This is a genomic window from Aeromicrobium phragmitis, from assembly GCF_003674095.1.
Taxonomy (GTDB): Bacteria; Actinomycetota; Actinomycetes; order Propionibacteriales; family Nocardioidaceae; genus Aeromicrobium; species Aeromicrobium phragmitis.
On the sequence record NZ_RDBF01000009.1, the window covers coordinates 36185 to 60306 of the forward strand.

20 protein-coding genes are annotated in these 24122 nt (G+C 69.8%); 13 read left to right on the top strand and 7 right to left on the bottom strand.

The window, feature by feature from the left end; all coding sequences use genetic code 11:
• Positions 1 to 4: 4 nt before the first annotated feature.
• Positions 5 to 2476: a DNA gyrase/topoisomerase IV subunit A gene (locus D9V41_RS12120; protein WP_121794839.1), complete on the bottom strand. Its 2472-nt coding sequence runs from the start codon at positions 2474 to 2476 to the stop codon at positions 5 to 7.
• Between the two features lie 95 nt (positions 2477 to 2571).
• Here D9V41_RS12120 and D9V41_RS12125 point away from each other — a divergent pair, with 95 nt between their 5' ends.
• Genes D9V41_RS12125 through D9V41_RS12140 form a run of 4 tightly spaced genes read left to right on the top strand, consistent with a single transcriptional unit; the run spans position 2572 to position 7597 of the window.
• Complete coding sequence (locus tag D9V41_RS12125) at positions 2572 to 5265, top strand: bifunctional acetate--CoA ligase family protein/GNAT family N-acetyltransferase (RefSeq protein ID WP_121794840.1); 2694 nt, start codon at positions 2572 to 2574, stop codon at positions 5263 to 5265.
• Positions 5262 to 5843, top strand: a complete 582-nt coding sequence (locus D9V41_RS12130) for a DUF5998 family protein (protein ID WP_121794841.1) — start codon at positions 5262 to 5264, stop codon at positions 5841 to 5843. Before D9V41_RS12125 ends, D9V41_RS12130 begins: the two co-directional genes overlap by 4 nt.
• On the top strand, positions 5840 to 6925 hold the full coding sequence (locus tag D9V41_RS12135; protein WP_121794842.1) for an alkaline phosphatase family protein: 1086 nt from the start codon (positions 5840 to 5842) through the stop codon (positions 6923 to 6925). Before D9V41_RS12130 ends, D9V41_RS12135 begins: the two co-directional genes overlap by 4 nt.
• Positions 6926 to 6940: 15 nt before the next feature.
• Complete coding sequence (locus tag D9V41_RS12140; RefSeq protein WP_279432348.1) at positions 6941 to 7597, top strand: thymidine kinase; 657 nt, start codon at positions 6941 to 6943, stop codon at positions 7595 to 7597.
• Between the two features lie 231 nt (positions 7598 to 7828).
• Here the strand turns inward: D9V41_RS12140 and sepH are convergent, their stop codons facing one another.
• The 4 genes from sepH to D9V41_RS12160 all read right to left on the bottom strand — a co-directional run bounded on the left by sepH (position 7829) and on the right by D9V41_RS12160 (position 12120).
• Positions 7829 to 8689: a septation protein SepH gene (gene sepH, locus D9V41_RS12145; protein WP_166376024.1), complete on the bottom strand. Its 861-nt coding sequence runs from the start codon at positions 8687 to 8689 to the stop codon at positions 7829 to 7831.
• An 84-nt stretch (positions 8690 to 8773) separates the two neighbouring features.
• The gene (locus tag D9V41_RS12150) at positions 8774 to 9961 is read right to left on the bottom strand and encodes an MFS transporter (RefSeq protein ID WP_121794844.1); all 1188 of its coding nucleotides are present in this window, start codon (positions 9959 to 9961) and stop codon (positions 8774 to 8776) included.
• A 36-nt stretch (positions 9962 to 9997) separates the two neighbouring features.
• The gene (locus tag D9V41_RS12155; RefSeq protein ID WP_121794845.1) at positions 9998 to 11410 is read right to left on the bottom strand and encodes an FtsX-like permease family protein; all 1413 of its coding nucleotides are present in this window, start codon (positions 11408 to 11410) and stop codon (positions 9998 to 10000) included.
• On the bottom strand, positions 11407 to 12120 hold the full coding sequence (locus D9V41_RS12160; protein WP_121794846.1) for an ABC transporter ATP-binding protein: 714 nt from the start codon (positions 12118 to 12120) through the stop codon (positions 11407 to 11409). Before D9V41_RS12160 ends, D9V41_RS12155 begins: the two co-directional genes overlap by 4 nt.
• Positions 12121 to 12273: 153 nt before the next feature.
• Here D9V41_RS12160 and D9V41_RS12165 point away from each other — a divergent pair, with 153 nt between their 5' ends.
• From D9V41_RS12165 to D9V41_RS12175, 3 genes are all read left to right on the top strand, one after another.
• Positions 12274 to 13314: a ferrochelatase gene (locus D9V41_RS12165; protein ID WP_121794847.1), complete on the top strand. Its 1041-nt coding sequence runs from the start codon at positions 12274 to 12276 to the stop codon at positions 13312 to 13314.
• Positions 13311 to 14105 carry an inositol monophosphatase family protein gene (locus tag D9V41_RS12170; RefSeq protein WP_121794848.1) on the top strand — a complete coding sequence of 265 codons (795 nt, stop codon included), beginning with the start codon at positions 13311 to 13313 and terminating at the stop codon, positions 14103 to 14105. Before D9V41_RS12165 ends, D9V41_RS12170 begins: the two co-directional genes overlap by 4 nt.
• A 64-nt stretch (positions 14106 to 14169) precedes the next feature.
• Positions 14170 to 14469, top strand: coding sequence for a DUF4193 domain-containing protein (locus D9V41_RS12175; RefSeq protein ID WP_121794849.1), 300 nt, complete (start codon positions 14170 to 14172; stop codon positions 14467 to 14469).
• Here the strand turns inward: D9V41_RS12175 and D9V41_RS12180 are convergent, their stop codons facing one another.
• Together D9V41_RS12180 and D9V41_RS12185 are read right to left on the bottom strand one after the other, a co-directional pair.
• Positions 14470 to 14868, bottom strand: a complete 399-nt coding sequence (locus D9V41_RS12180; RefSeq protein WP_121794850.1) for a DUF4235 domain-containing protein — start codon at positions 14866 to 14868, stop codon at positions 14470 to 14472.
• A gap of 55 nt (positions 14869 to 14923) precedes the next feature.
• Positions 14924 to 15370 carry a DUF3093 domain-containing protein gene (locus D9V41_RS12185; RefSeq protein ID WP_166376025.1) on the bottom strand — a complete coding sequence of 149 codons (447 nt, stop codon included), beginning with the start codon at positions 15368 to 15370 and terminating at the stop codon, positions 14924 to 14926.
• Between the two features lie 51 nt (positions 15371 to 15421).
• Between D9V41_RS12185 and dut the strand changes: the two genes are divergently transcribed.
• From dut to D9V41_RS12210, 6 genes are all read left to right on the top strand, one after another.
• The gene (gene dut / locus D9V41_RS17595; protein ID WP_133434181.1) at positions 15422 to 15901 is read left to right on the top strand and encodes a dUTP diphosphatase; all 480 of its coding nucleotides are present in this window, start codon (positions 15422 to 15424) and stop codon (positions 15899 to 15901) included.
• Entirely contained in the window at positions 15901 to 16554 is a 654-nt protein-coding gene (locus D9V41_RS12190) for a DUF3710 domain-containing protein (RefSeq protein ID WP_121794852.1), read from the top strand. Before dut ends, D9V41_RS12190 begins: the two co-directional genes overlap by 1 nt.
• Positions 16555 to 16633: 79 nt before the next feature.
• On the top strand, positions 16634 to 17299 hold the full coding sequence (locus tag D9V41_RS12195; protein WP_121794901.1) for a DUF3159 domain-containing protein: 666 nt from the start codon (positions 16634 to 16636) through the stop codon (positions 17297 to 17299).
• Positions 17300 to 17389: 90 nt separating this feature from the next.
• A complete protein-coding gene (locus D9V41_RS12200) occupies positions 17390 to 18652 on the top strand; it encodes a class I SAM-dependent RNA methyltransferase (protein ID WP_243697252.1) in 1263 nt (420 codons plus the stop codon).
• A 15-nt stretch (positions 18653 to 18667) separates the two neighbouring features.
• Positions 18668 to 21103, top strand: coding sequence for an SCO7613 C-terminal domain-containing membrane protein (locus D9V41_RS12205; protein WP_133434182.1), 2436 nt, complete (start codon positions 18668 to 18670; stop codon positions 21101 to 21103).
• Between the two features lie 138 nt (positions 21104 to 21241).
• Positions 21242 to 24109: an aconitate hydratase gene (locus D9V41_RS12210; RefSeq protein WP_121794855.1), complete on the top strand. Its 2868-nt coding sequence runs from the start codon at positions 21242 to 21244 to the stop codon at positions 24107 to 24109.
• The last annotated feature ends 13 nt before the right edge of the window (positions 24110 to 24122 follow it).

Below are 24122 nucleotides of genomic sequence, written 5' to 3' on the forward strand. Positions count from 1 at the left end.
GCGCTCAGTGTGACACGGCTCGCAGCGCCACCGAGACCGGTGACGCCACCGCGAGGATGGGTTGGGCGACGGCTTGGCCCGAACCGTCACGGCGTTCCGAAGGTGCCGGTAGCTCGACCGGCGAGCCGCTGGTCGCGCACGCCTGGGGTTCGCCGTCGCCGACCCAGGCGCCAATGAGCCGGTCTTCGCCGGCCAGCAGACGCTGACACCGCACTCCGCCCGTGGCGCGGCCCTTGGCCGGGTAGATGCCCAGCGGGCTCACCTTGACCGACCCGTTCTGCGTGCCGGGGAGGGCATCGCCGTGACCGGCGATCGTCACGATGTGCGCGGCGTCGACGTCGCCGACCGCTCCGAAGGCGATCACGTGGGCACCCGCGGTGAGCTTGATGCCGGTGACGCCACCGCCGGTGCGGCCTTGGGCCCGCACGAGCGAGGCCGAGAACCGGAGCAACTGTGCATCGGAGGTGACGAACGCGAGTTCCTCCTCGCCGGTGGCCAAGGCGACGGCCCCCACGAGCCGGTCGTCGTCCTCGAGCCGGATGATCTCCCAGCTGTCGCGGTTGGTCAGGTGATCGGGGCGCACCCGCTTGACCACGCCCTGACGTGTACCGAGTGCAAGGCCCGGGACGTCCTCATCGAAGCTCATCAAGGCCAGCGGACGGGCATCGACGGCCAGCAGCTCGCTCAGCGGAATCCCGCCCTGGATGTGCGGAGCATCGGCCGTCGGCGGCAACGCGGGGAGGTCGAGAACGTCGAGGCGATGGACCGTCCCGTCGTCGAAGACCACACCGATCTGGCCTCGAGCCGTCGAGCCGACCGAGCTGACGATGACGTCGTGCTTGCCCCGGCGTCCGACCGGACCGAGCGGGGCGGCGTCGCTCGTGCGCGCCAAGAGTCCGGTGGCGGACAACAGCACCCAGCACGGGTCGTCGGCCACCTCGACCGACAGCTTCGCAGCGCTGACCTGCTGGCCGGCCGACTCGAGCAGCACCGTGCGGCGCGGTGTCCCGAACCGCTCGGCGACCTCGGCGAGTTCGTCGCCCACGAGGGCGCGCAGCGCCGACTCGTCGGACAGGATGCGGTCGAGTTCCTCGATGCGCCGCCGCAGCTCCTCGGCTTCCTTCTCCAGTTCCAGGCGGGAGAACTTGGTGAGCCGCCCGAGCTGGAGGTCGAGAATGTAGTCGGCCTGCGGCTCGCTGAGATCGAAGACGGCGCGAAGCCGCTCGCGTGCCTCGCCACGGTTGTCGCTGGAGCGGATGAGCTGGATGACCTCGTCGATGTCGAGGATGGCGACGAGGAGACCGTCGACCAGATGCAATCGGTCGGCGGCCTTCTTGCGCCGGTACGCGCTGCGGCGGCGCACGACGTCGATGCGGTGTTCGAGATAGACCTGCAGCAGTTCGCGCAGTCCGAGGGTGCGCGGCTGGCCGTCGACGAGGGCCACGGCGTTGATCCCGAACGACGACTCCATCGGCGTCAGCTTGTACAGCTGCTCGAGGACCGCCTCGGGAACGAAGCCGTTCTTGAGTTCGATGACCAGGTGCAGGCCCTTGTGGCGGTCGGTGAGGTTCTTGATGTCGGAGATGCCCTGCAGCTTCTTGTTCTGCACGTACTTCTTGATCGCCTCGATGACCTTCTCGGGCCCGACGTTGAAGGGCAGTTCGGTCACCACGATGCCCTTGCGGCGCGGCGTGACGGACTCGATCCTGGCCGTGGCGCGCATGCGGAACGAGCCGTTGCCGCTCTCGTAGGCATCGCGGATGCCGTCGAGCCCGACGATCTTGCCGCCGGTCGGCAGATCCGGGCCGGGGACGAAGCGCATGAGGTCGTCGAGCGAGGCGTTCGGGTGGTCGATGAGGTGTCGCAGCGCTTGGACCACCTCGACGAGGTTGTGCGGCGGCAGGTTGGTCGCCATGCCGACGGCGATGCCGGTGGCGCCGTTGACCAGCAGGTTCGGGAACGCGGCCGGCAGCACCGCCGGCTCCATCTCGCGTCCGTCGTAGTTCGCCCGGAAGTCGACGGTGTCCTCGTCGATCGACTCGGTCATCGCCTCGGCGGGCGTGTCCATGCGGCACTCGGTGTAGCGCATGGCAGCGGGAGGATCGTCCTGCGAGCCGAAGTTGCCGTGCCCGTCCAGCAGCGGCAGACGCAGCGACCACGGCTGCACCATGCGCACCAGTGCGTCGTAGATGGCGCTGTCGCCGTGCGGGTGGAAGCGGCCCATGACGTCTCCGACCGGGCGCGCGCTCTTGACGTGGCCGCGGTCGTGCCGCAGGCCCATGTCCTCCATCGTGTAGAGGATCCGCCGCTGCACGGGTTTGAGGCCGTCGCGGGCGTCAGGGAGCGCCCGGGAGTAGATCACCGAGTACGCGTACTCGAGGAAGCTCGAGCGCATCTCGTCACTGACGTTGGTATCGACGATGTGTTCGTCGAAGTCCTCCGGCGGTGCGGGCGGGGCGGCTTTGCGGGCAGCCATGCATCCTCTCCTCAATCGGGAACGACGTCCTATTCTCCCCGACGTCGCGGGCGAGGCTCGCACCGCCACGCCGCCCGACCCGCTAGGTTGGTGGCGTGAACGACGTGGACCCCGTGGACGCCTGGGAGGCCGACGTTCTGCTCAAGGACGGCAGGGTCGCGCAGATTCGCCCCATCGTCCCCGACGACGCCCTCAAGTTCGTCGAGTTCTACGACAGGGTGTCCGCCGAGTCCAAGTACTTTCGGTTCTTCGCACCGTACCCGCGCCTCTCGCAGCGCGACATCAAGCGGTTCACCGAGGTCGACCACGACCGGCGGGTCGCCTTCGTCGTCACCCAACACGACGAGATCATCGCGGTCGGCCGTTACGACGCCACGAGCCCGACCGAGGCCGAGGTCGCCTTCCTCGTCGAGGACGCGCACCAGGGGCGCGGCATCGGCCAGCTCCTGCTGGAGCACCTCGCGCAAGCGGGACGTGAACGGGGGATCCACGAGTTCACTGCCGAGGTTCTGCCCGAGAACATCCGGATGATGCAGGTGTTCCGCGAAATGGGCTACACCATCTCCGGACAGCTCGAGGGCGGCGTACAGCAGTTGCGCTTCCGCATCGATCCCACGCAGTCGGCGCTGGGCGTGATGCGGGCTCGCGAGCAACGCGCCGAGGCCGCCTCGATCGAGCGCATCTTCGATGCGTCCAGCATCGCGGTCGTCGGGGCGAGTCGCCGCCAGTCCTCGATCGGTCAGACGATGGTCCGCAACCTCGTGCTGGGCGACTACAACGGCACGGTCTACGCCGTCAACCCGTTGGCCGACTCGGTCTCGGGCCTGCCGGCTTACCGGACGGTCCAGGACATTCCCGGTGAGGTCGAGGTCGCGATCGTGGCCGTTCCTGCAGAGTCCGTCAACGACGTCGTCCTGGACTGCGCGGCGAAGGGCGTCCACGGCCTGGTCGTCATCTCCGCCGGCTTCGCCGAGGAGGGCCCCGAGGGACGCAAGCGCCAGGAGGAATTGCTGCACCTGTGCCGCACGCACGGCTTGCGGCTCATCGGCCCCAACTGCCTGGGCGTCATCAACACCGCTCCGGAGGTGCAGCTCAACGCCTCGCTGTCGCCCACCATGCCTCCCCAAGGCCGGGCGGGGTTCTTCTGCCAGTCCGGAGCTCTCGGGTCGGCGATCCTCGAAACCGTCTCGCGGCGTGGACTCGGCTTGTCGACCTTCGTCTCGGCCGGCAACCGCGCCGACGTCTCGGGCAATGACCTCCTCCAGTACTGGCAGAACGACGAGGCCACCGAGGTCGTGCTGCTGTACCTGGAGTCCATCGGCAACCCACGCAAGTTCTCGCGGATCGCCCGGCGGGTCTCGGAGCAGAAGCCGATCGTCGCGGTCAAGTCGGGCCGTTCGACGCAGGGCGTTCCCGTCGGCCACCGGGTCAAGCGCACCTCGGCACCGCAGAAGGCCGTCGACGCGATGTTCAGCCAGGCCGGCGTGATCCAGGTCGACACCCTCGACGAGATGTTCGACGTGGCTCAGCTCCTGGCCCACCAGCCGCTGCCACGCGGCAACCGCATCGCCGTGGTCGGCAACTCCGACGCGGTGGCGCTGATCGTCACGGACGCCGCCAAATCGCAGGGTCTCCAGGTCGCGCCGCCGATCTCGCTGGGGGCAAACGCCGGGGCCGAGGAGTTCGAGGTCGCCCTCGAGGCGGCGCTCGTGCGCTCGGACGTCGACGCGCTCGTGGCCGTCTACACGCCGCCGATCAACACCGGCGGCGAGGACGTCGCCAACGTGCTGGCGGCCATCGGTGAGCAGTCCGACAAGCCGATCGTCTCGACGTTCCTGGCCAGCAAGGGCATCCCGGTGCTGCTGCGCGTCCCGGATCTGCAGGGCGGTTCGGCCGGGCGTGGTTCGGTGCCGTCCTACGCCTCACCGGAGGCGGCCGTGCGCGCCCTGGCCCGCGCCGTCAATTACGCGGAGTGGGCATCGCGCGACCACGGCACGTATCACGACTCCGAGCAGTACCGCACCGGCGACGCCAAGACACTCATTCGCAGCGTGCTCGAGCTCGCTCCGCGCGGTGCCGTGCTGTCCACGGAGCAGGTGCACTTCCTGCTGTCCTGCTACGGCATCGATCTGTGGACCTGGATCATCGTGCACAACCGCGACGAGGCCATCGCTGCGGGGGAGAGCCTCGGCTGGGACGTGGTGCTCAAGGCCGGCAGCGAACGCCTGCGCGCTCGCCCCGATCTCGCCCACGTGTGGCGCGGTATTCACGACGCGCAGGACATGACCGAGGCGTGGGACAGCATGACCACGTGGAGCGGCGTGGGGGAGGACACGACGTTCTTCGTGCAGCGCTCCGCGCCCGAGGGAGTGCCCGTGTCGTTCAAGGCGGTCGAGGATCCGCTGTTCGGCCCGCTCGTGTCGTTCGGCCTGGCCGGCGCGCCGAGTGAGCTGCTCGACGATCGCACCTACGGCATCCCGCCGCTCACCGACGTCGACGCCGAGCAGATGGTGCGCGGCGTCCGCGCGGCCCCGATGCTGTTCGGCTATCGCGGTTCGCCCGCCGTGGACGTCGACGGTCTGCGCGACGTCATCTTGCGCATCGCCGCGCTCAAGGACGACCTGCCGGAGGTCGCCGAGCTCGACCTCGAGCCGGTCTACGCCACCCCGGGCGGGTTCTACGCCCTGAGCGCCCGGGCCAAAGTCGTACCGTCGAACGACCGCCGTGGCGAGTGGTATGTGCGTCGGCTCAGCAGGCCGGTGTTGTCGGGCGATACCCTGAACCGGTGACTTCCCACCTCGATCGATCCGACGAGCTGTTCGCGGAGATTTCCCGTGCGGGGTACTACCCGGAGATCGTCGCAGCCGGTATCCGCGATGCCGTGGCGGGCGAGCCGGTCCGCGCGTTCGTGGTGCACCACGAGCCCACGTTCGAACGCGACGAGATCCGGCGGCACATGACGGTGCTGACGCTGACGCCGACGCGCGTCATCGCCACGCACACCGACGAACACCCCGGTGACGATCTGCTGCCCCGCCCCTACACCTCCACCACCTCCGAAGCCGTGCCGATCGCCCGGGTCTCCTCAGTACTGGTGACGCGCATGGTGGCGACGCACTCGCAGCAGTTGGAGGAGGCCGTTCTCACCATCTCGTGGGGGGCGATCTCCCGGGTCGAGCTCGATCCGGCCCGTTGCGACGACCCGCAGTGCGAGGCCGACCACGGTTACTCGGGCAGCATCACCGGGGACGACTTCACGCTCCGGCTGAGCACCGCCGCCGACGGTGGTGCCGCGGTCGAGCGGCTGCTCGACCTCGCTCGGCAGCTCTCCGCCGCCACGTCCCAGCAGCAGCCGGCGGCCCGATGAGCCGGGCCGGCATCTGGAACATCTTCGGTTCGGTCGGTCTGGCGCTCGGCGCCGAGGCGCTCGATGCGCCGCTGGAGCTTCCCCCCGCACGGGGCTATGTGGTCGTCGTGGTCGACGGACTCGGCGAGATGCTGCTGCGCGACCACGCCCAGCTCGCGCCGTGGCTGGCCTCCCAACAGTCCATCGACGGCGTCGTATCGACGGTGCCGTCCACGACTTCGGTCAGCCTGACGTCACTGGGCACCGGGCTACGCCCCGGCATGCACGGCATGCCCGGCTACACCTGCCGGATACCCGGCACCACCACGGTGCTCAACACGCTCTCGTGGAAGGCCGACGTCGATCCGGAGACCTGGCAGCCCCACCGCACCGTGTTGGCCCGACTCGCCGACGACGGGATCGCCGCCACGGTGGTCAACGACCGTCGGTTCGCCGACAGCGGGCTGACCCGTTGCAGTCAGCGTGGAGTGCCGTTCGTCGGTGTCGATTCGGTCTGGGAGCGTCTGGACGCCGTCGTCGAGGCCAGCGAAGGCCCGCACCGAACGGTCGTCTACGCGTACGAGTCGCGGCTCGACCACACCGGGCACGGCAAGGGCGTCGATTCGCAGGAGTGGCGCGAGATGCTGCAGACGATCGATCGCGAACTCGAGCACCTGCGCTCGGCGCTCCCGCAGGATGTCGTCATGCTCGTCACCGCCGACCACGGCATGGTGGACATCGGCCCCGACGGCCGGTTCGACGTCGATGAGCATCCCGACCTGCGTGACGACGTGACCGTGCTCGCCGGGGAGGCACGCTTCCGTCACCTCTACACCCGCACCGGCGCCGAGCAGGACGTCGCACTGCGGTGGAAGGAGCGCCTCGGCGACCAGGTCGTCGTCACGCTGCGCGAGGAGGCGGAAGAGTGGTTCGGGCCGCTCGATCCCGCCGTCCGGCCGCGCTTCGGTGACGTGCTGGTGGCCTCGCTCGACGACTTCGCCGTGTTCTCCTCACGGGACTTCTCGGTCGAACTCTCCTTGCGCGGATTCCACGGATCGGTGACCGACGCCGAGATGCGCATCCCGGTCCTGATCGCGCCGTGATCGGAAAGGAACACCGTGGCGGCTGAACTGCTCTTCTACTCAGGGACGATGGACTCCGGCAAGAGCACGCTGGCCCTGCAGGTCGACCACAACCACCGTGCGCGGGGTCGGCGCGGCCGGATCTTCACCTCCCACGACCGGGCCGGTGAGGCGACTCTCTCGAGTCGCCTGGGGCTCTCGGCCAGCGCGGTCGAGGTCGACGAAGGACTGTCGTTCTGGTCCTATGTCGTCGACGAGCTCACGCGGGGGGCGCAGATCGACTATCTCGTGTGCGACGAGGCGCAGTTCTACTCGCCGACGCAAGTCGACGAGTTGGCCAGGATCGCCGACGAACTCGCGATCGACGTGTTCTGCTTCGGCATCCTCACGGACTTTCGCACCCGGCTCTTCCCCGGCTCGGCACGGCTCGTCGAGCTGGCCGACCGCGTCATGCCGTTGCAGGTCGAGTCGCTCTGCTGGTGCGGGGCGCGAGCGACGCACAACGCTCGCACCGTCAACGGCGAGATGGTCACCGAGGGCGATGTCATCGTCGTCGGCGACGTGGAGCAGGACGGCGAGCGCACTCCGGCGGTGGGCTACGAGGTGCTGTGTCGTCGTCACCATCGGCGCCGCGTGACAGCGGCCCGTGCCCAGGCCGCCGCACTGTCACCGGACGTTCTGCCGTTCGACTAGCAGCCGTCGAGCGTGTAGAGGTGGTCGAGTAGGCCGGAGCTCTGCGGAGGCTGTATCGAGACGGCGTTGCGTGAGGTGTGGTCTCGATACGCCTGCTCGCAGAGCTCGCTGGCTACTCGACCAGCGAGGGTGCGGCGTCCTGCTCGCAGAGCTCGCTGGCTACTCGACCAGCGAGGGTGCGGGGTCCTGCTCGCAGAGCTCGCTGGCTACTCGACCACCAGGGGTGAAGGCTCAGTCGCCGCGTTTGCCGCCGAACATGATCTCGTCCCAGCTGGGGACGCTGCGTCGCGCGTTCTTCTTGCGCGGTGCGGGAGCGGGCTCGTCATCGGTGCTCTCGGCCGCCGGCTCCTCGACCTCGAACTGACCGAGCGCTCGGCGGTCGCGGGCCTCCTTGAGGGAGTGCACCGGCGCGTGGTCCACGACGATCTTCTCGGTGTCCTCGACGTCTTCGGCGGCGACGTCGTCGCTACCCCGGACGGCATCGGCAATCGCCATGTCGAGCGAGTCCTCGGAGGCGAGGTCGCCGACGAGGTCGCGGGCGGTCGGATCGTCGGCGAGGACGTAGCGGCTCTTGTGATCGAAGCAGAAGTTCGCGGCCTGTCCGTCGGGGAGTACGACCTGCACCGTCCACCGGCCGTCCTCGCGGCGCCAGGCGTCCCAGGCGGCATCTTCGGGCGTGACGCCGCGGCCTACGAGCGCCTCGTCGACGAGGGCCCCGAGCGCGACCGGGGTGCCACTCACGTGCTTGCGACGCACGGATGTGCTGCGTGCCTGGTCGACCATGTGCTCGCGCTCGGCGATCACGGGTGTAGCGAAGCCCAGGATCTGTTCGACCGAGGTGCCCGCGGCCTCGGCCACCTGCTCGACGCTCTCGCCGCGGCGGATGCGCGTCTGGATGTCGCGAGGGCTGAGGGAACTCTCCATGGGGATCTCCAACTGGCCGGGGGAGCGGTGGCTGTCACGGGTCGAGCGCTCGACCGTGGTGGCGAGGCGTCGGTCGACGCGAAGCCGGAACCGGGCGCCCGAAGCGGGATCACGAGTGATGAGGTACCGGCCGTCCTCACTCGGGCCCACCAGGGCGAGATCACGCATCATTGCCTCCGGACGCTGCAGTTCGACCTGGTGTCGATCCTAGTCTCGGCGGCGCGATCCTCGTGGGACGTCGCCGCGCGTGTTTCACCCCGCCGCGTGCGCGCTCGGCAAGGGGCGGCGGTACGCGACGGCGATCGCTGAGGCGGCGAACGCGGCGACGCACGGTACGACGAATCCGGCCGACGCGTTCACGTGGTCGACGACGAGACCCGAGAGCGACGCCCCCGGCGCCACCCCCACCGATAGCCCGGCCCCGGTCCACATCAGCGCCTCGGTGAGCCGTGCCGGCGAAATCGTGGCCTCGACGAGGGTCGTCGCCGCGATGAGTGTCGGCGCGACCATGAAGCCGGTGATGAGCATTCCCGCGGCGAGCAGTGCGACGTTCGGTGCCCACGGCAGTGGAAGGAAGAGCAGGCCCAGGATCGCGGTCGTGGCCCTCAGCCGGCGCAGCGGCGATGCCGGAGCCGGGAGCGCACCCACGAGCACCCCCGCCGCCAGGCTGCCGACCGCCCATAAGGCCAGCACGAGACCCGCAAGGCCGGGTCGACCGTGGGCGTCGGTGAACGCGACGACGAGGACTTCCGTCGACCCGAAGAGCACGCCCATGCACGCGGCCGCGACCACGACGACCGCGAGGAGACCGATCGGCAAGGGCTCGGACGATCCGCGCGGCCCGCGGTGCGCCGGAGGCGCAGAGGAGCGGTGCACGGCCAGGCCCCAGCTTCCCGCGCACGAGCAGGCGGCCGCGACGAGCAAACCCGCGGGCTCCGCGACCGAGATCGTCAAGAAGGTGACCAGCACCGGTCCCACGATGAAGACCGCCTCGTCGAGCACGGCCTCGAGCGCGAACGCCGTCGTCAGGCGCGAACGGTCGGCGGCGAGCAGGTGAGACCAGCGACGGCGCGCCATGTTGCCGGTCTGCGGAGCGCCGAGGCCCGCGATGGCCGCGCACAGGATGGCCAGCCCGGTCGGGCCGCCGGCGGTCGCGAGGACCAAGCCGACCCCAGCGGCGAACAGTACGCTCGCAGCGACGAGCACCGGCGCCTGTCCCCATCGGTCGGCCACCCGACCTTGGACAGGTGCGGCGACGGCGGCGGCCAGGATGTATCCGGCGGCGACCAGGCCGGCTTGCGCGTACGAACCGGTCCGCTCCACGACGAGCAGGACGATGCCCAGCCCAGCCATCGACAGCGGCAGCCGACCGAGGGTGGCGGCGAGCGAGAACGCAACGGCACCGGGAGTCTGCAGTACCGCGCGGTAGGTCGTGAGCATCGCCTGAAGCGTAGACCTCGATCGTGACGCGGAGCGTCAGCCCACCCGGTCCGGTCGTGCCCGCACTGCGGTCACGACGGGGCGAGTCGCCCAGAACGCGAGGCCGACGAGCGCGAAACCGACGATGAACGTGCTGACTACGACGAGGATCGACATCGGTGCGACGAACACCGCTATCCCCATGAGCGGCAAGGTCAACACGGCACCTGCGGCGGCACCGCCGAGCGCCGCCATCCGCATCGGCACCATCACCGCGATGCGACGTGAGCGCTCGAGCATCGTCACGGGCATGCCGAGACGATCGAGTCCGACGATGAGCTGTGCGTCATCGAGAATCGCTGCTGCCTGCGTCACGCCAACCGAACAGGCCAGCATGACGAACGCGATCGCCAGCGTCAGCAGCACACCCGTCGTCAAGTCGGCGGCGATCAGCTGGCCGGCGCGGTCGACGTCGTCGCCGTCCGACAGGGCGGAGGCGAGCGACATGCCGACACCGCCGACCACCGCGATGAAGGCGATCATGGCGAGTGCCGACACGCGCCGCCAGGCCGGGCCGCTGTGCTCGGCCAGCTGCTTCCCGGCGATGAGGTGGGAGGGAGACTTCGCACGACGGGCCATCGCGCGCCCTCTCGCGGCGACGATCGGCGGGCCGATGAGGTTGAGCATGGCCAGCCCAAAGCCGAACACGACGAACACGAAGACGATCATCACGGCCATCCCCACGGCGCCGCCGATCAGTCGCAACTGGGAGATGCCAGCGGCTCCGAGCAGGATGACGCCGATGCCGATGAGCGCCCAGCGGAGCGGTCGACGGGGCGCGTCGGCGCGGGTCCGGACGCCGAGCGGGGTGAGACGGACCCGGCGCAGGCCGAGCACGGCGCTCATGGTGGCCATCAGTGCGACGGCGATGAGCACGCCGACGACCGTCGTCCAGCCGGCCCAGACCGCACCGGCACCGATGCGCTCATCGAAGAAGCGCAACTGACCGAGCAACGGCAGCAGGAGTCCGTAGAGCATCGTCCCGACAAGGCTTCCGGCCACCGCGATCGTGGTGGCCTCAAAGACAGTGATCAGGCTGACGTCACGGCTCGACGCACCGAGGAGGCGCAGCGTGGCGAGCCGGTCGTCGCGACGTCGCGCGGACAGCCGTGCTGCGGAGGCGCCGAGTGACAGTGTCGGGACCGCGAGGAGCAGGAGCGCTACGAGGCTCATGTACAGGTACATGCCACCGAGGTCCTCGACCTGGGCGCGTGGGTCGTTAGCGAACATCAGCGTGCCGCCCACCACTGTGAGGAGCAAAGCGGTCGTGACCGCGAACGCCGCGAGCGGGAGCACCACGGCGGCGCGACCCTGGCGGCTGGGCCGGGCCAGTAGCAGGGTGAGGGCGGCCAACCGGCGCAGACCGGACAGAGGCGGAGTCGAAGCCGACGGGAGCGTGGTGGTGCTCATCGGGCCGGCTCCTCCTCGCGAACGATGCGCCCGTCGCTCATGTGGAGGACGCGGTCACAGCGCTGTGCGACCCGGGGGTCATGTGTCACGACGACGAGGCTGCGCCCTTGTCCCTTCGTGGCGTAGAGCAAGGCGTTCATGACGTCGTCGGACGTCGCCGAATCCAAGGCTCCGGTCGGCTCGTCGGCGAACACGACCGGAGCGCCGGTGACCTGCGCGCGGGCGATCGCCACGCGTTGCGCCTGGCCGCCGCTGAGCTGACCGATCCGTCGCTGCTCCATCCCGGCCAAGCCCATCGCGGCGAGCCATGGTCCCGCGGCGGCTTCCGCCGCACGTCGCGGCTGCCCGTTGACCATGAGCGGCAGCCCGACGTTCTCCACCGCGGTGAGCTCGGGCAGCAGCATCCCGTTCTGGAAGACGAAGCCGAACCGCGTCCGGCGCAGCTGTGACCGTGCCTCCTCGTCGAGCGCGGCGAGCTCGGTCTCCTGGCCGTCCACGGCAAGCCGCACGGACCCGCTGTCGGGGGCGATGACGGCAGCGATGCAGTGCAGCAGGGTCGTCTTGCCCGAACCCGAGGCACCCATCACGGCGACCGCCTCACCGCGGTGCACCGTGAGATTCGCACCGTCGAGGGCCGTGGTGGGTCCGTACCGCTTGACCAGTGCGGTCGCGGTGAGGACCGGGACAGGGGAGGCGTGCTGAAGTTCCATGCTGCGAGTCTCGGCCGACGCACCCCTACCGGGCATCGGCGTAGGGGGCCGTTCTTCGGGCCGCTTCTCATCCCGAGGGATGACCTCGTCGTGCATCCTCGGGTGGGCGGCGGCTCCGAGCGGCCGACTGGGCGCGAGTGAGAGACTGTGGCCATGGATCCTCGCCCCTTCGACGCCCTGTTACTCGTGTCCTTCGGCGGCCCGGAGAAACCCGATGACGTGGTGCCGTTCCTCGAGAACGTCACCCGCGGCCGCGGCATCCCGCGCGAACGTCTCGTCGAGGTGGGCGAGCACTACTTCGGCTTCGGGGGGAAGTCGCCGATCAACGATCAGAACCGGGCGCTCATCGCCGCTATCGAGTCGGACTTCGCCGAGCACGGCCTGAATCTGCCGGTCTACTGGGGCAACCGCAACTGGGATCCGTATCTGCGCGAGACGACGGAGGCCATGGCGGCCGACGGCGTCCGTCGCGCCGTGTGCTTCGTCACGAGTGCCTACTCCTCGTACTCCGGCTGCCGGCAGTACCGCGAGAACCTCTATGAGGCCGAGCTCGATCTTCCCGTCGAGCTCGCGAAGCTGCGGCACTACTACAACCATCCCGGGTTCGTCGGCCCGTTCGTCGAGCAGACACGGGACGCGCTCGCCGCGGCCCCCGACGGCACGCACGTGGTCTTCGTCACCCACTCGATCCCCGACGCGATGAACGACGCGAGCGGTGGACCGGGCGCGCAGGCCTACCTGCGGCAGCACGAGTCGGTCGCTCGCATGGTGGCCGGCGAGCTCGGGCACGACGCGTGGTCGTTGGCCTTCTGCTCGCGCTCGGGTGCGCCGCACATCCCGTGGCTGGAACCCGACATCAACGACCACCTCGAGGAGCTCGCCGGCCGCGGCGTCCGTTCGGTGGCGGTCGTGCCGATCGGCTTCATCTCCGACCACATGGAGGTCATCTACGACCTCGATACCGAAGCGGCGCAGACGGCCCGAGACCTCGGCCTGGAGTTCGTGCGGGTCGCCACCCCCGGTGTGCATCCGCAGTTCGTCACGCTGGTCCGTGAACTCGTTCTCGAGCGCGCGGCGAGCGAGCGAGGGGAGCAGCCCGAGCGTCCCGCACTCGGCGACCTCGGTCCCTGGCCTGACCACTGCCCTGCGCAGTGCTGCGTCAACGCCCGCGCCGACCTTCCGGTGCTGCCGTGAGCCGGGATCTGCTCGACCTCGCCCGGACCGTGGGCCGCGAGGCCGCCGCACTCGTCCGAGCTCGCCGACCCGCGGGGCGCGTCGGTGTCGCCGCGACGAAGTCGACGCCCACGGACGTCGTCACAGCGATCGACGAAGCGTCCGAGCAGCTCATCCGCGCGCGCATTCTCGAGGCGCGTCCAGGCGACGGCTTCCTCGGCGAGGAGGGCGAGGAGATCGTCGGCACGAGCGGCGTGCAGTGGATCGTCGACCCGATCGACGGCACCGTCAACTTCGTCTACGGCATCCCGGTCTACGCGGTGTCGATCGCGGCCAGGACCGGTGGAGGCGAGGTGGCGCTCGGCTACGTCATCAACATCGCCACCGGCGAGGAGTACGCCGCGCTCGCCGGCGAAGGCGCGTGGCGCTGGGACGGTGACGAGCGGATCACCCTCCAGGGTCCGCCGCCGGCCACCATCGACCAGATGCTCGTCGCCACCGGATTCAGCTACGCCGCGGACGTTCGCGAGCAGCAGGCCCGGGCCGTCGTGCGGCTGCTACCGAAGGTACGTGACATCCGTCGCATCGGTGCCGCGTCACTCGATCTCGTCGCGCTCGCGGACGGCCGGATCGACGCCTACGTCGAGCAGGGTCTCAAGCCCTGGGATCTGGCGGCCGGCGGCCTCATCGCGCGCGAGGCAGGACTCGTGCTCAGCGGACGGGACGGCGCCCCCGACGAGCGGCTCGTCGTGGCCGCGCATCCCGACGTCTTCGAGGAATATTTCGCGCTCGTTCGTGCTTGTGGGTTCTGAGCGCGACGCCCTTGGTGCGGTATGACAGAATCGCGCCGGTTGACACGCACGAGACGGAGAGTACATGGCCACCGATTACGACGCCCCTCGCAAGACCGAAGAGGATCAGTCCGAGGACAGCATCGAGGAACTGAAAGCGCGTCGGCACGAGCAGAATTCGGGCAAGGTCGACGAGGACGAGGTCGAAGCGGCCGAATCCTTCGAGCTGCCCGGCGCGGACCTCTCGCATGAGGAACTGGCCGTTCAGGTCGTTCCCAAGCAGTCCGACGAATTCACCTGCATGTCGTGTTTCCTGGTGCACCACCGCAGCCAGCTCGCCCATGAGAAGAACGGGCAGCCCATCTGCCGCGACTGCGCCGACTGATCAGCGCCTCGGCGACATGGAAGACCGGTCCTTCGGGGCCGGTCTTCCCGTTTCTGCGAGCTTCTTCATGCCCGGCGGGAGATCGCCGGTGGACTTGACCCAGTAACTGGCGACCCCGCGGCGCACCACGGTACGCACGACCTGCACGGTCGCCCCGCCCAGCGCTGCCCATCCGATCGCCTCAGCGGTGCTGAGATCGGGATGCCGTGAGCTCGCGGGCGCCTTGCGGCCGGTGATCGCGCGCCACGCCAGGTTCGAGACGCGCGGCGCGAGGGCGGCGGCCAGGACCGAGGAGCTCGTGTCCATCACCTTCCACGTGCCGCGACCGAGGCGGCGCTGCGCCTTGACCTCTGCGCCGCTGGTGGTGCTGGCATCTCGGGTGCTCTTGCGCTTGGCCACGGGTCCTCCTGTCGGTGACGATCAGGTCCATTGTGGCCCAGCTCGCGGAGCGCCGTCAGCTGCCGTCGCCGAGTGCCCGAGCGACCGATGCCGGAAAACGCGTGGAGACGAGCCAGAACGGGGTGGGATCGGCGGGGTCCTCGACGGCGACACGGACACCGGTCCGGATGTACGGACGTGTCAGGGTGAACGCGCGCACGTCCCCCTCGCGACCGAGCGCGCGGGCCCACCCTTCGGCGTCGAGGGGCTCGATCGTTCCCACGTGGGCGCGATCGAGCCACGCGCGTCCCGCGCGCAGTCCTTCGGGGGTCGCCTGCACGCGCACCGCTCCGTAGGCCGCGACGACCGCGAGGGCGATGGCGGCGGCGGCGACCGCGGCGACGAGTCCGATCTCGAAGGTCGTCGCGACACGCACCAACCAGCCGGTGAAGGCACCCGTTCCCACGGCGATGAGCCACCAGGGGAGCGGGGCGGTGAGACGTTCGCTGTGCTCGGCGTTCACCCCTCTACTGTGCCGGAGCGACCGAACCCGCCTTGGGTAAGGTCGGGCCCCATGAGCACCGATGTGCAGATCCAGCGTCTCGATCCGGGCATCGACCCGCCGCGATACGCACGTCCGGACGACGCGGGTGCCGACCTGGTGTCGACGATCGACGTGGAACTCGCTCCCGGCGATCGCGCGCTGGTGCCGACGGGCATCGCGATCGCGCTTCCCGAGGGGTTCGCCGCGTTCGTCCATCCGCGGTCGGGTCTCGCACTGCGGCACGGCCTCTCGGTCGTCAACACCCCCGGCACCATCGACGCGGGGTATCGCGGCGAGATCAAGGTACTGCTCATCAACCACGACCTCCATGAGTCGGTGACCATCCACCGCGGCGATCGGATCGCTCAGCTGGTGGTCCAGCGGGTCGAGCACGTCCGCTTCGTGGACGTCGCCGCACTCCCGGTGTCAGAACGCGGTCACGGGGGCTACGGTTCATCGGGTGGCCATGCGTCGTTGACGCCCGCACGAGACGTACGAGAGGAACGCTGATGTTCGGTCGACGCAAGAAGGACGCGGCGGCAGCGGAGCACCCCGAGACCCCGGACACGGCATCGGAGACGACGGTGCCGGCGACCCGATCCGCCGGGCCGTGGGACTCGTCTGAGCGCGATCCCGACGCTCCCGGCTATGTCGACTTGGGCGCGTTGCGGATCAAGGGTCGTGACGGCGTCGGACTGCAACTTCCCACCGAGAACGGTCAGCTGACCTCCGTGCTCGTCGTCGTGGAAGGCTCGGCGATGGAACTGCGGATCTTCGCGGCTTCGCGGTCGGGCGGTGAGTGGGGCGACGTGCTCACGGACCTCAAGCGCGAGGTCGAGCGCCGTGAAGGGGAGTGGAAGGACGCGGACGGGCCGTTCGGTCCCGAGCTGCGGTTCCGCGTTCAGGTGACGGCCCAGGACGGCCGCACGGGAGTGCAGGAGAGCCGCATCCTCGGTGTCGAAGGGCCGCGCTGGCTGCTGCGCGCGACGCTCCTCGGCCAGGCGGCGGTCGACGAGGCAGCGGCCGAGCCGCTGCTGGAGATCCTGCGCGACGTCGTCGTGGTCCGCGGCAGCGACCCCCGCATGGTGCGCGAACCCCTGCCGCTGCAGATGCCGCCCGGCGTCACGCCGCAGGGTGCCCAGCAGCCGAACCAGGACGCCTGAGCCGCGGCGCGGCCTAGGATCCGGATATGGCGCGAATTCTCCATCGCGGCGTCGCACGTCGTCACTCGTGGGCGACCGCATGAGCGGCGACGCGGCCCCACGTCCGGCGAGCGCCGAGACCGTCGAGCAACTCGTCCGTCAGCGGCTCGCCGAGGCCTTCGGCGGCGCCCGCGGCGTCGTCGAGAGCGCGATCCCGACGATCGCCTTCACGGTGTGCTTCATCGTGAGCGATCAGCTCCGGCTCAGTCTCATCGTGAGCGTGTCGCTGACGGTGGTGCTGCTCGTGGCGCGCGTGGTGCAGCGGTCGAACCCGCAGTTCGTCCTCAACGCACTCGTGGGCATCGGCATCGCGACGATCTTCGCGTCGCGGTCCGGGGAGGCGCGCGACGTCTTCCTCCCCGGCATCCTCTACAACGCCGGGTACGCCGCGGTCTTCACGGTCACCATCCTCATCGGCTGGCCTGCCGTCGGCTTCCTGATCGGCGCGGTCGTCGGGGACTTCACGGCGTGGCGCCAGGACAAGGGAATGCGCCGCCTCTGTGCGCAGATGACCTGGCTGTTCGTGCTGCCGTGCGTTCTTCGCGTGGTGGTCCAGTACCCGCTCTACGTCGCCGACGAGGTCGCGTTGCTCGGCACCGCCAAAGTGGTGATGGGCTGGCCGTTGCAGGTGGCCTCACTGCTCGCGATGGCCTGGATGCTCAGCCGCAACCGCACGCCGTTGGAGACGCGGCCTCCGACGTCGTGACGTCCAGTCGGCAGAAGCACGAGGGCGCGACCGGCGGGGACGCACGCTCCGCCTCGGCTCTCCTTGCAGGTCACGAGCAGACTGTTGTTCATGCCCGATGTCTTTGACCCGCGCGCTCCGATGGGGGAGCCTGCCGTGCGCGCGAACGAGGAGCTTCCCGTCGTCGACGTCGGCCCGGTGGCCCACGGCGGGCACTGCGTCGCTCGGCTCGACGGACAAGTGGTCTTCGTCCGTCACGCCCTGCCGGGCGAGCGCGTGCGGATCGCGGTCACGGAGCGGTCGAAGCGATTCTTGCGTGCCGACGCGGTCGACGTGCTCGAGCCCTCCCCGGACCGGGTGGCCGCGCCGTGTCCGTTCGCCGGTACGTGCGGCGGATGCGACTTCCAGCACGTCAGCGCCGAGGGGCAGCGCCGACTGCTCGCCCACGTGGTTCGTGAGCAGTTGCAACGACTCGCGGGGATCGACTGGGACGTGGAGGTCGAAGCCGTCCAGCCCGAGACACTCGGCTGGCGCACACGCGTCACCTACGCTGTCGACGCGTCGGGCCGCGCCGGGTTGCGACGGCATCGCGATCACACGATCGTGCCCATCGACTTCTGCCGGATCGCCCATCGCGATGCGCGATCCGTCACCGCCGCCCAGTGGAGCGACGGTCCCGTCGAAGCGGTGGTCTCATCGAGCGGGGAACGGCTTCTCGTCACCGACGCCGAGGTCCCCGAGGAGGAACTCGACTCCCTTCACGGCGTGGTGAGCCGCGACGGCGCGCTGCGGCAGGGAAGCGGAACGCTGCACGAGGTCGTCCACGGTCGAATGTTCCACGTCACCGGCTCGGGCTTCTGGCAGGTGCACCCGCGGGCGGCGGAGACGCTCGTCGACGCCGTGCTTGCGGCGGCGCAGGTGCGGCCCGGCGACCGCGTACTCGACCTCTATGCCGGGGCCGGGCTGTTCTCGGCATTTCTCGCCGAGCAGGCGGGTCCCGACGGAGCGGTGGTGAGCGTCGAGGGCGCCCGGTCCGGTCACGAGGACGCGCGCGTCAACCTCGCCGATCTTGCGAACGCGACAGCGCAGCGCGCGCCCGTGGAGAAGGCGCTCGCCCGGGGCTGGCTCGGCTCGTCGGCCGACGTGGTCGTCCTGGATCCTCCGCGTGCTGGAGCCAAGGCCGCCGTCGCGCCGATCGCGGCGCTCGGTGCGCGCACGGTGGTCTACGTCGCGTGCGACCCCGCCGCGTTGGCGCGCGACCTCAAGATGTTCGCCGAACACGGATACGATGTGCGCTCGTTGCGCGCTTTCGCGCTGTTCCCGATGACACACCACGTCGAATGCGTGGCCGTGCTTGCTCCTGCCGAGCGTTGACGAGAGGGTAATCCGGTGAAGTACGCAGACCCGCACGCCTGTCCCGATTGCCGAGGGCGGATCGCGGGGCATCGGCGATGCCCTCACTGCGGGCTCACCCTCACTGGTCCGGCGGCCACCGCGTTGTGGCGGCAGATGGAGCGGGTCGACGCTCTCGTCGCCGAGGCCCGGAAGGTCCGCCCTCAGCCACCGGCCGCACCCGTCGCTACGCCGGCGCCGACCGGCGCGCCCGTGCCGGCGGCTCCGATGACACCGCAGGCGACCGCGTTCCCACCGTTCCCGGCAACTGCCCCACCGCGTCCCACGTCCGCGCCCCGCACGGGGCTCGATGCCGGTTCCGTGATCCTCGGCCTGGGCGCGCTCCTGCTCCTGGTGGCCGCCACCATCTTCATCTCGGTCTCCTGGGACCGGCTCGGTCTCTTCGGTCGTTCGATGGTGCTGTTCGCCGCCACCGTTGCGGCGGCCGCAGCCGCCGCGTTCACCACCCGGCGGCGTCTTAGCGCCTCGGCGGAGGCATTGTGGGCGGTCGGCTTCGGCCTCCTGACGTTGGACTGGTTCGCTGCCCGAGCCGAGGGGCTGTTCGCTCTGGACGTCGTCCCCGGCGAGATCCACCTCGGCGGATGGGCTGTCCTCCTGGCGCTGCTCGCGCTACCGGTCGCACGGCTCGGACGCACGCGCCTGGGCCGGCACCTGGTCCTGCCCCAGATCTACGCGGGCGTCGCCCCCTGGATCGCGGTTCCGGCCGTCCTCTTCTACCTGTGGTCCGATGCCGATTGGACCGCGTTCTGGTCCGGTGCGGTGGCCGGACTCCTGGCGGCCCTCGTTGTCACCCTGGCGTGGCGACTGCGGGCGAGAATCGCCCTCTGGATCGCCGTGCCGCTCGGGGCGGCAGTCGTCCCGTTCCTGGTCATCGCGGCGCTCACGGAGGCGTTCACGTCACCGGACCTCGACGGCCTGGTTCTGAATGGTCACGGCGCGCCGCTCGCCGTCATCGCGGTCGGCAGCGCGGTCGCCGCACTGGTTCTCCCACGAGGCGCGTCCGGCGCTGCGGCCGTCGCGCTCACCGCGGTGGGCATCCTCGTGCTGACCGCCGTCGTCGGGGAGTCGTCGGCCACCATCGCCGCGATCGTCGCCGCGGTGATCATCGCGCTGGGCAGCATCGTGGTTCGGGGGGCCTCGGTGTGGGCCCGCGGTGCCCACGCGGCACTCGTGACGGCTGCGGGCGGAGCCCTCCTGGTGGTGCTGGCCGGCTGGTCCGGTGACGTCGTTACCCCCGTCGCCGTGGCCGCGCTGTCGGTCGGTGTGGCCGCTGCGGCCTGGGGCGCCCACCGCTGGACGAGCATCGCCCTGCCGCGACCGTTGCTGCGTCCTGTCGTCGTGTCGATCCTGCTGGTGGGGCTGATGGCGACCATGGGAGCTGCGGAGCTTCCCGCGTCCGCTCAGGCAGCCGTCGCGATCGCCGCGGCCGTCGTCGTCGCGTGGCGCTTGGCCCGGGGTACTCGCGTGGAGCAGTGGATCGGCCCGGCTGCGCTGCTCGTGGCGTTGCTGCCCGCGTCGAGCAACGACGGTGTGGCCGCATGGTCGTATGCCATCGTCGCGGCGGCCTTGGCGATCCTCGCGGCCACGACGCGGTGGGACCTGCTCGCAGCCGTCTCCGGAGTGCTCGCCGCGCTGACGGCCGCCGGGGCGGGGGTCGCGTTGTCGAGCTCGGCTGGGCTTGACGCCCGCGGCGTGTCGTTGTGGCTCACCCTGACCGGTGTCGCCGCCTTCGGTATCGCGAGCTGGTACCTCGAGTCACCCGTGCGACGGCTTCCGCTGGAGGCAACCGCCGGGGTGGTGGCCTTCGCGGGTGTGCTCGCCGGACTCGACGTCCAGGACGCTTCATGGGCGGCGTTGCTGTTCCTCGTGCTCGCACTCACCCTGTTCGCGGCCGCCGCCGATGTGGCCGACCGGCGTTGGTGCGCCGTTCCCGCCGTCGTCCTCGCGGTCCTGTCGTGGATCTGCTTCATCGTGGGGGAGGAGATCACCTCGGTCGAGGCGTTCACCGTTCCGCTGGCCGCCGTGGCTCTCGGGATCGGCGGCTGGTTCCTGCGACGTGATGCGTCCGTGCGGACGGTCCCCGCGCTCGGCGTGGGGCTCGCCCTCGCCGTCCTGCCGTCGCTGCCGCAGGCGCTCGCCGATCCGACGGGGCTGCGAGCCGTCCTGCTCGGTCTCGCCGCGCTGGTCGCGCTCGCGGTCGGCGGGTGGCGGTCCTGGCAGGCGCCGTTCGTGGTCGGCGTGGTCGTCCTGGCCCTCCTGGTGATCGTCAATCTGTGGCCGCTCGCCATGGCCGTGCAGCGGTGGGCGCTCTTCGGTCTGCTCGGTATCGCGCTGCTCGTGATCGGCGTAACGTGGGAGGCCCGAGTGCGGCAGGGCCGGGCCGCCCTTCGGGTCGTCGCCTCGATGCGTTGACCCTCCGGCGGTAAGGGCGACCTTCGTTGAGGGCTCCGCCGCGACAAGGTATCTTGATGTCAAGATATTGTGTCGGCCTCCGTGATGCGCGGAACCGAAAGGTCGGCAGGATGGGTCCAGACACGCGAAGGAGAGACGATGAGCGTCGATAGTTTCCAAGCCAAGGACACCCTCCAGGTCGGTGATTCGTCCTACGACTACTACCGACTGGATGCGGTGCAGGGGGAGGGGCTCGACGTCGCCTCCTTGCCGTTCAGCCTCAAGATCCTGCTCGAGGCGCTGCTGCGCACCGAGGACGGCGCGGACATCACCGCCGACGACATCAAGGCGCTGGCGGGCTGGGACCCCTCCGCGGAGCCGAGCAAGGAGATCCAGTTCACGCCGGCGCGCGTGATCATGCAGGACTTCACCGGCGTCCCCTGCGTGGTCGACCTCGCCACCATGCGAGAGGCGATGGCCGACCTGGGCGGCGATCCGAGCAAGATCAACCCGCTCGCCCCGGCCGAGATGGTCATCGACCACTCCGTTATCGCCGACGTCTTCGGTACCCCCGAAGCGTTCGAGCGCAACGTGGAGATCGAGTACGAGCGCAACGGCGAACGCTACAAGTTCCTCCGCTGGGGCCAGGGCGCCTTCAGCGACTTCAAGGTCGTGCCCCCGGGTACCGGCATCGTGCACCAGGTGAACATCGAGCACCTGGCTCGGGTCGTGTTCACGCGTGAGGCCGATGGCTCGGTCGTGGCGTACCCCGACTCCTGCGTCGGTACCGACTCGCACACCACGATGGTCAACGGCCTCGGCGTCGTCGGCTGGGGCGTGGGCGGCATCGAGGCTGAGGCCGCCATGCTCGGTCAGCCGATCAGCATGCTGATCCCGCGCGTGGTCGGCTTCAAGCTGTCCGGCGAGCTGCCCGAGGGCGCCACCGCCACCGACCTCGTGCTGACGATCACCGAGATGCTGCGCAAGCACGGCGTCGTCGGCAAGTTCGTCGAGTTCTACGGTTCCGGCGTGGGTGCCGTCCCGCTGGCCAACCGCGCCACCATCGGCAACATGAGCCCGGAGTACGGCTCCACCGTCGCCATCTTCCCGATGGACGAGGAGACCACGAAGTACCTCGAGCTGACCGGTCGCAGCCCGGAGCAGATCGCCCTCGTCGAGGCTTACGCCAAGGCGCAGGGACTGTGGCACGACCCCGAGCGCGAGCCGCGCTACTCCGAGTACCTCGAGCTCGACCTCGCCGATGTCGTCCCCTCGATCGCCGGCCCGAAGCGTCCGCAGGACCGCGTCAACCTCTGGGACGCCAAGGCCGGCTTCCGCGGCGCCCTGGCCGACTACGTACAGGCCGACGAGACCGGCGGCGACGCGCGCAAGCCGGGCGTGCCGCAGCAGACGGCGTCGTTCGGGGCGGAGACCGGATACGACGAGGCCGTGGCGGAGACGTTCCCCGCATCCGACCCGGTGTCCAGTCACGATGACGGCAAGAGCGCTCCGAAGGACTACCTGTCCTGCGTCCCGGCTGACGGTGGTCGTCCGAGCGATCCCATCGAGGTGACCCTCGAGGACGGCTCGACCTTCACCCTCGATCACGGCGCGGTGACGATCGCCGCGATCACCTCGTGCACCAACACGTCGAACCCCTCGGTCATGATCGGTGCGGCGCTGCTGGCCAAGAAGGCCGTCGAGAAGGGCCTGCAGCGCAAGCCGTGGGTCAAGACGACGCTGGCTCCCGGTTCGAAGGTGGTCTCGGACTACTACGAGCGTTCGGGCCTGACGCCGTACCTCGACAAGCTCGGCTTCAACCTCGTCGGTTACGGGTGCACGACCTGCATCGGCAACTCGGGGCCGTTGATCCCCGAAGTGAGCGCTGCGGTCAACGAGAACGACCTCGCCGTCGTCTCGGTGCTGTCGGGCAACCGCAACTTCGAGGGCCGCATCAACCCCGACGTCAAGATGAACTACCTCGCCTCGCCGCCGCTCGTCGTGGCGTACGCACTGGCCGGCTCGATGGACGTGGACATCACCACCGAACCCCTCGGTGTCGACACCGAGGGCAACGAGGTGTACCTCAAGGACATCTGGCCGAGTCCGGCCGAGGTCGAGGAGGTCATCGCCTCCGCGATGAGCGCCGACACTTTCAAGTCCGAGTACGCCGACGTCTTCGCCGGTGACGAGCGGTGGAAGAACCTGCCGACTCCCGAGGGCGACACCTTTGCGTGGGACGACGAGTCCACGTACGTGCGCAAGGCGCCGTACTTCGACGGCATGGAGCGTCAGCCCTCGCCGGTCGAGGACGTCTCGGGCGCCCGGGTCCTGCTCAAGCTCGGCGACTCGGTCACGACCGACCACATCAGCCCCGCTGGTGCGATCAAGAAGGACAGCCCGGCCGGCCAGTACCTCATGGAGCACGGCGTGCAGCCGCGCGACTTCAACTCGCTGGGCTCGCGTCGCGGAAACCACGAGGTGATGATCCGCGGCACGTTCGCCAACATCCGCCTGCGCAACCAGATCGCGCCGGGCACCGAGGGCGGCTACACCCGTGACTTCACGGCCGGCGGCGAGGTCACCAGCGTGTTCGAGGCCGCGCAGAACTACCAGGCCGCCGGGACCCCGCTGGTCGTCCTGGCCGGCAAGGAGTACGGCTCCGGCTCGTCGCGCGACTGGGCGGCCAAGGGCACGGCGCTGCTCGGTATCAAGGTCGTCATCGCCGAGTCGTACGAGCGCATCCACCGCTCGAACCTCATCGGCATGGGTGTGCTCCCGCTGCAGTTCCCGCAGGGCGAGAGCGCCGAGTCGCTCGGCCTGACCGGTGAGGAGACCTTCTCGTTCTCCGGTGTGACCGAACTCAACGAGGGCCGCACGCCCACGACGGTCAAGGTCACCGCCGAGGGCGAGAACGGCACGGTCGAGTTCGACGCGGTCGTGCGCATCGACACCCCCGGCGAGGCGAACTACTACCGCCACGGCGGCATCATGCCGTACGTGCTCCGCTCGCTGCTCGACAACTGAGCACCGAACCCCG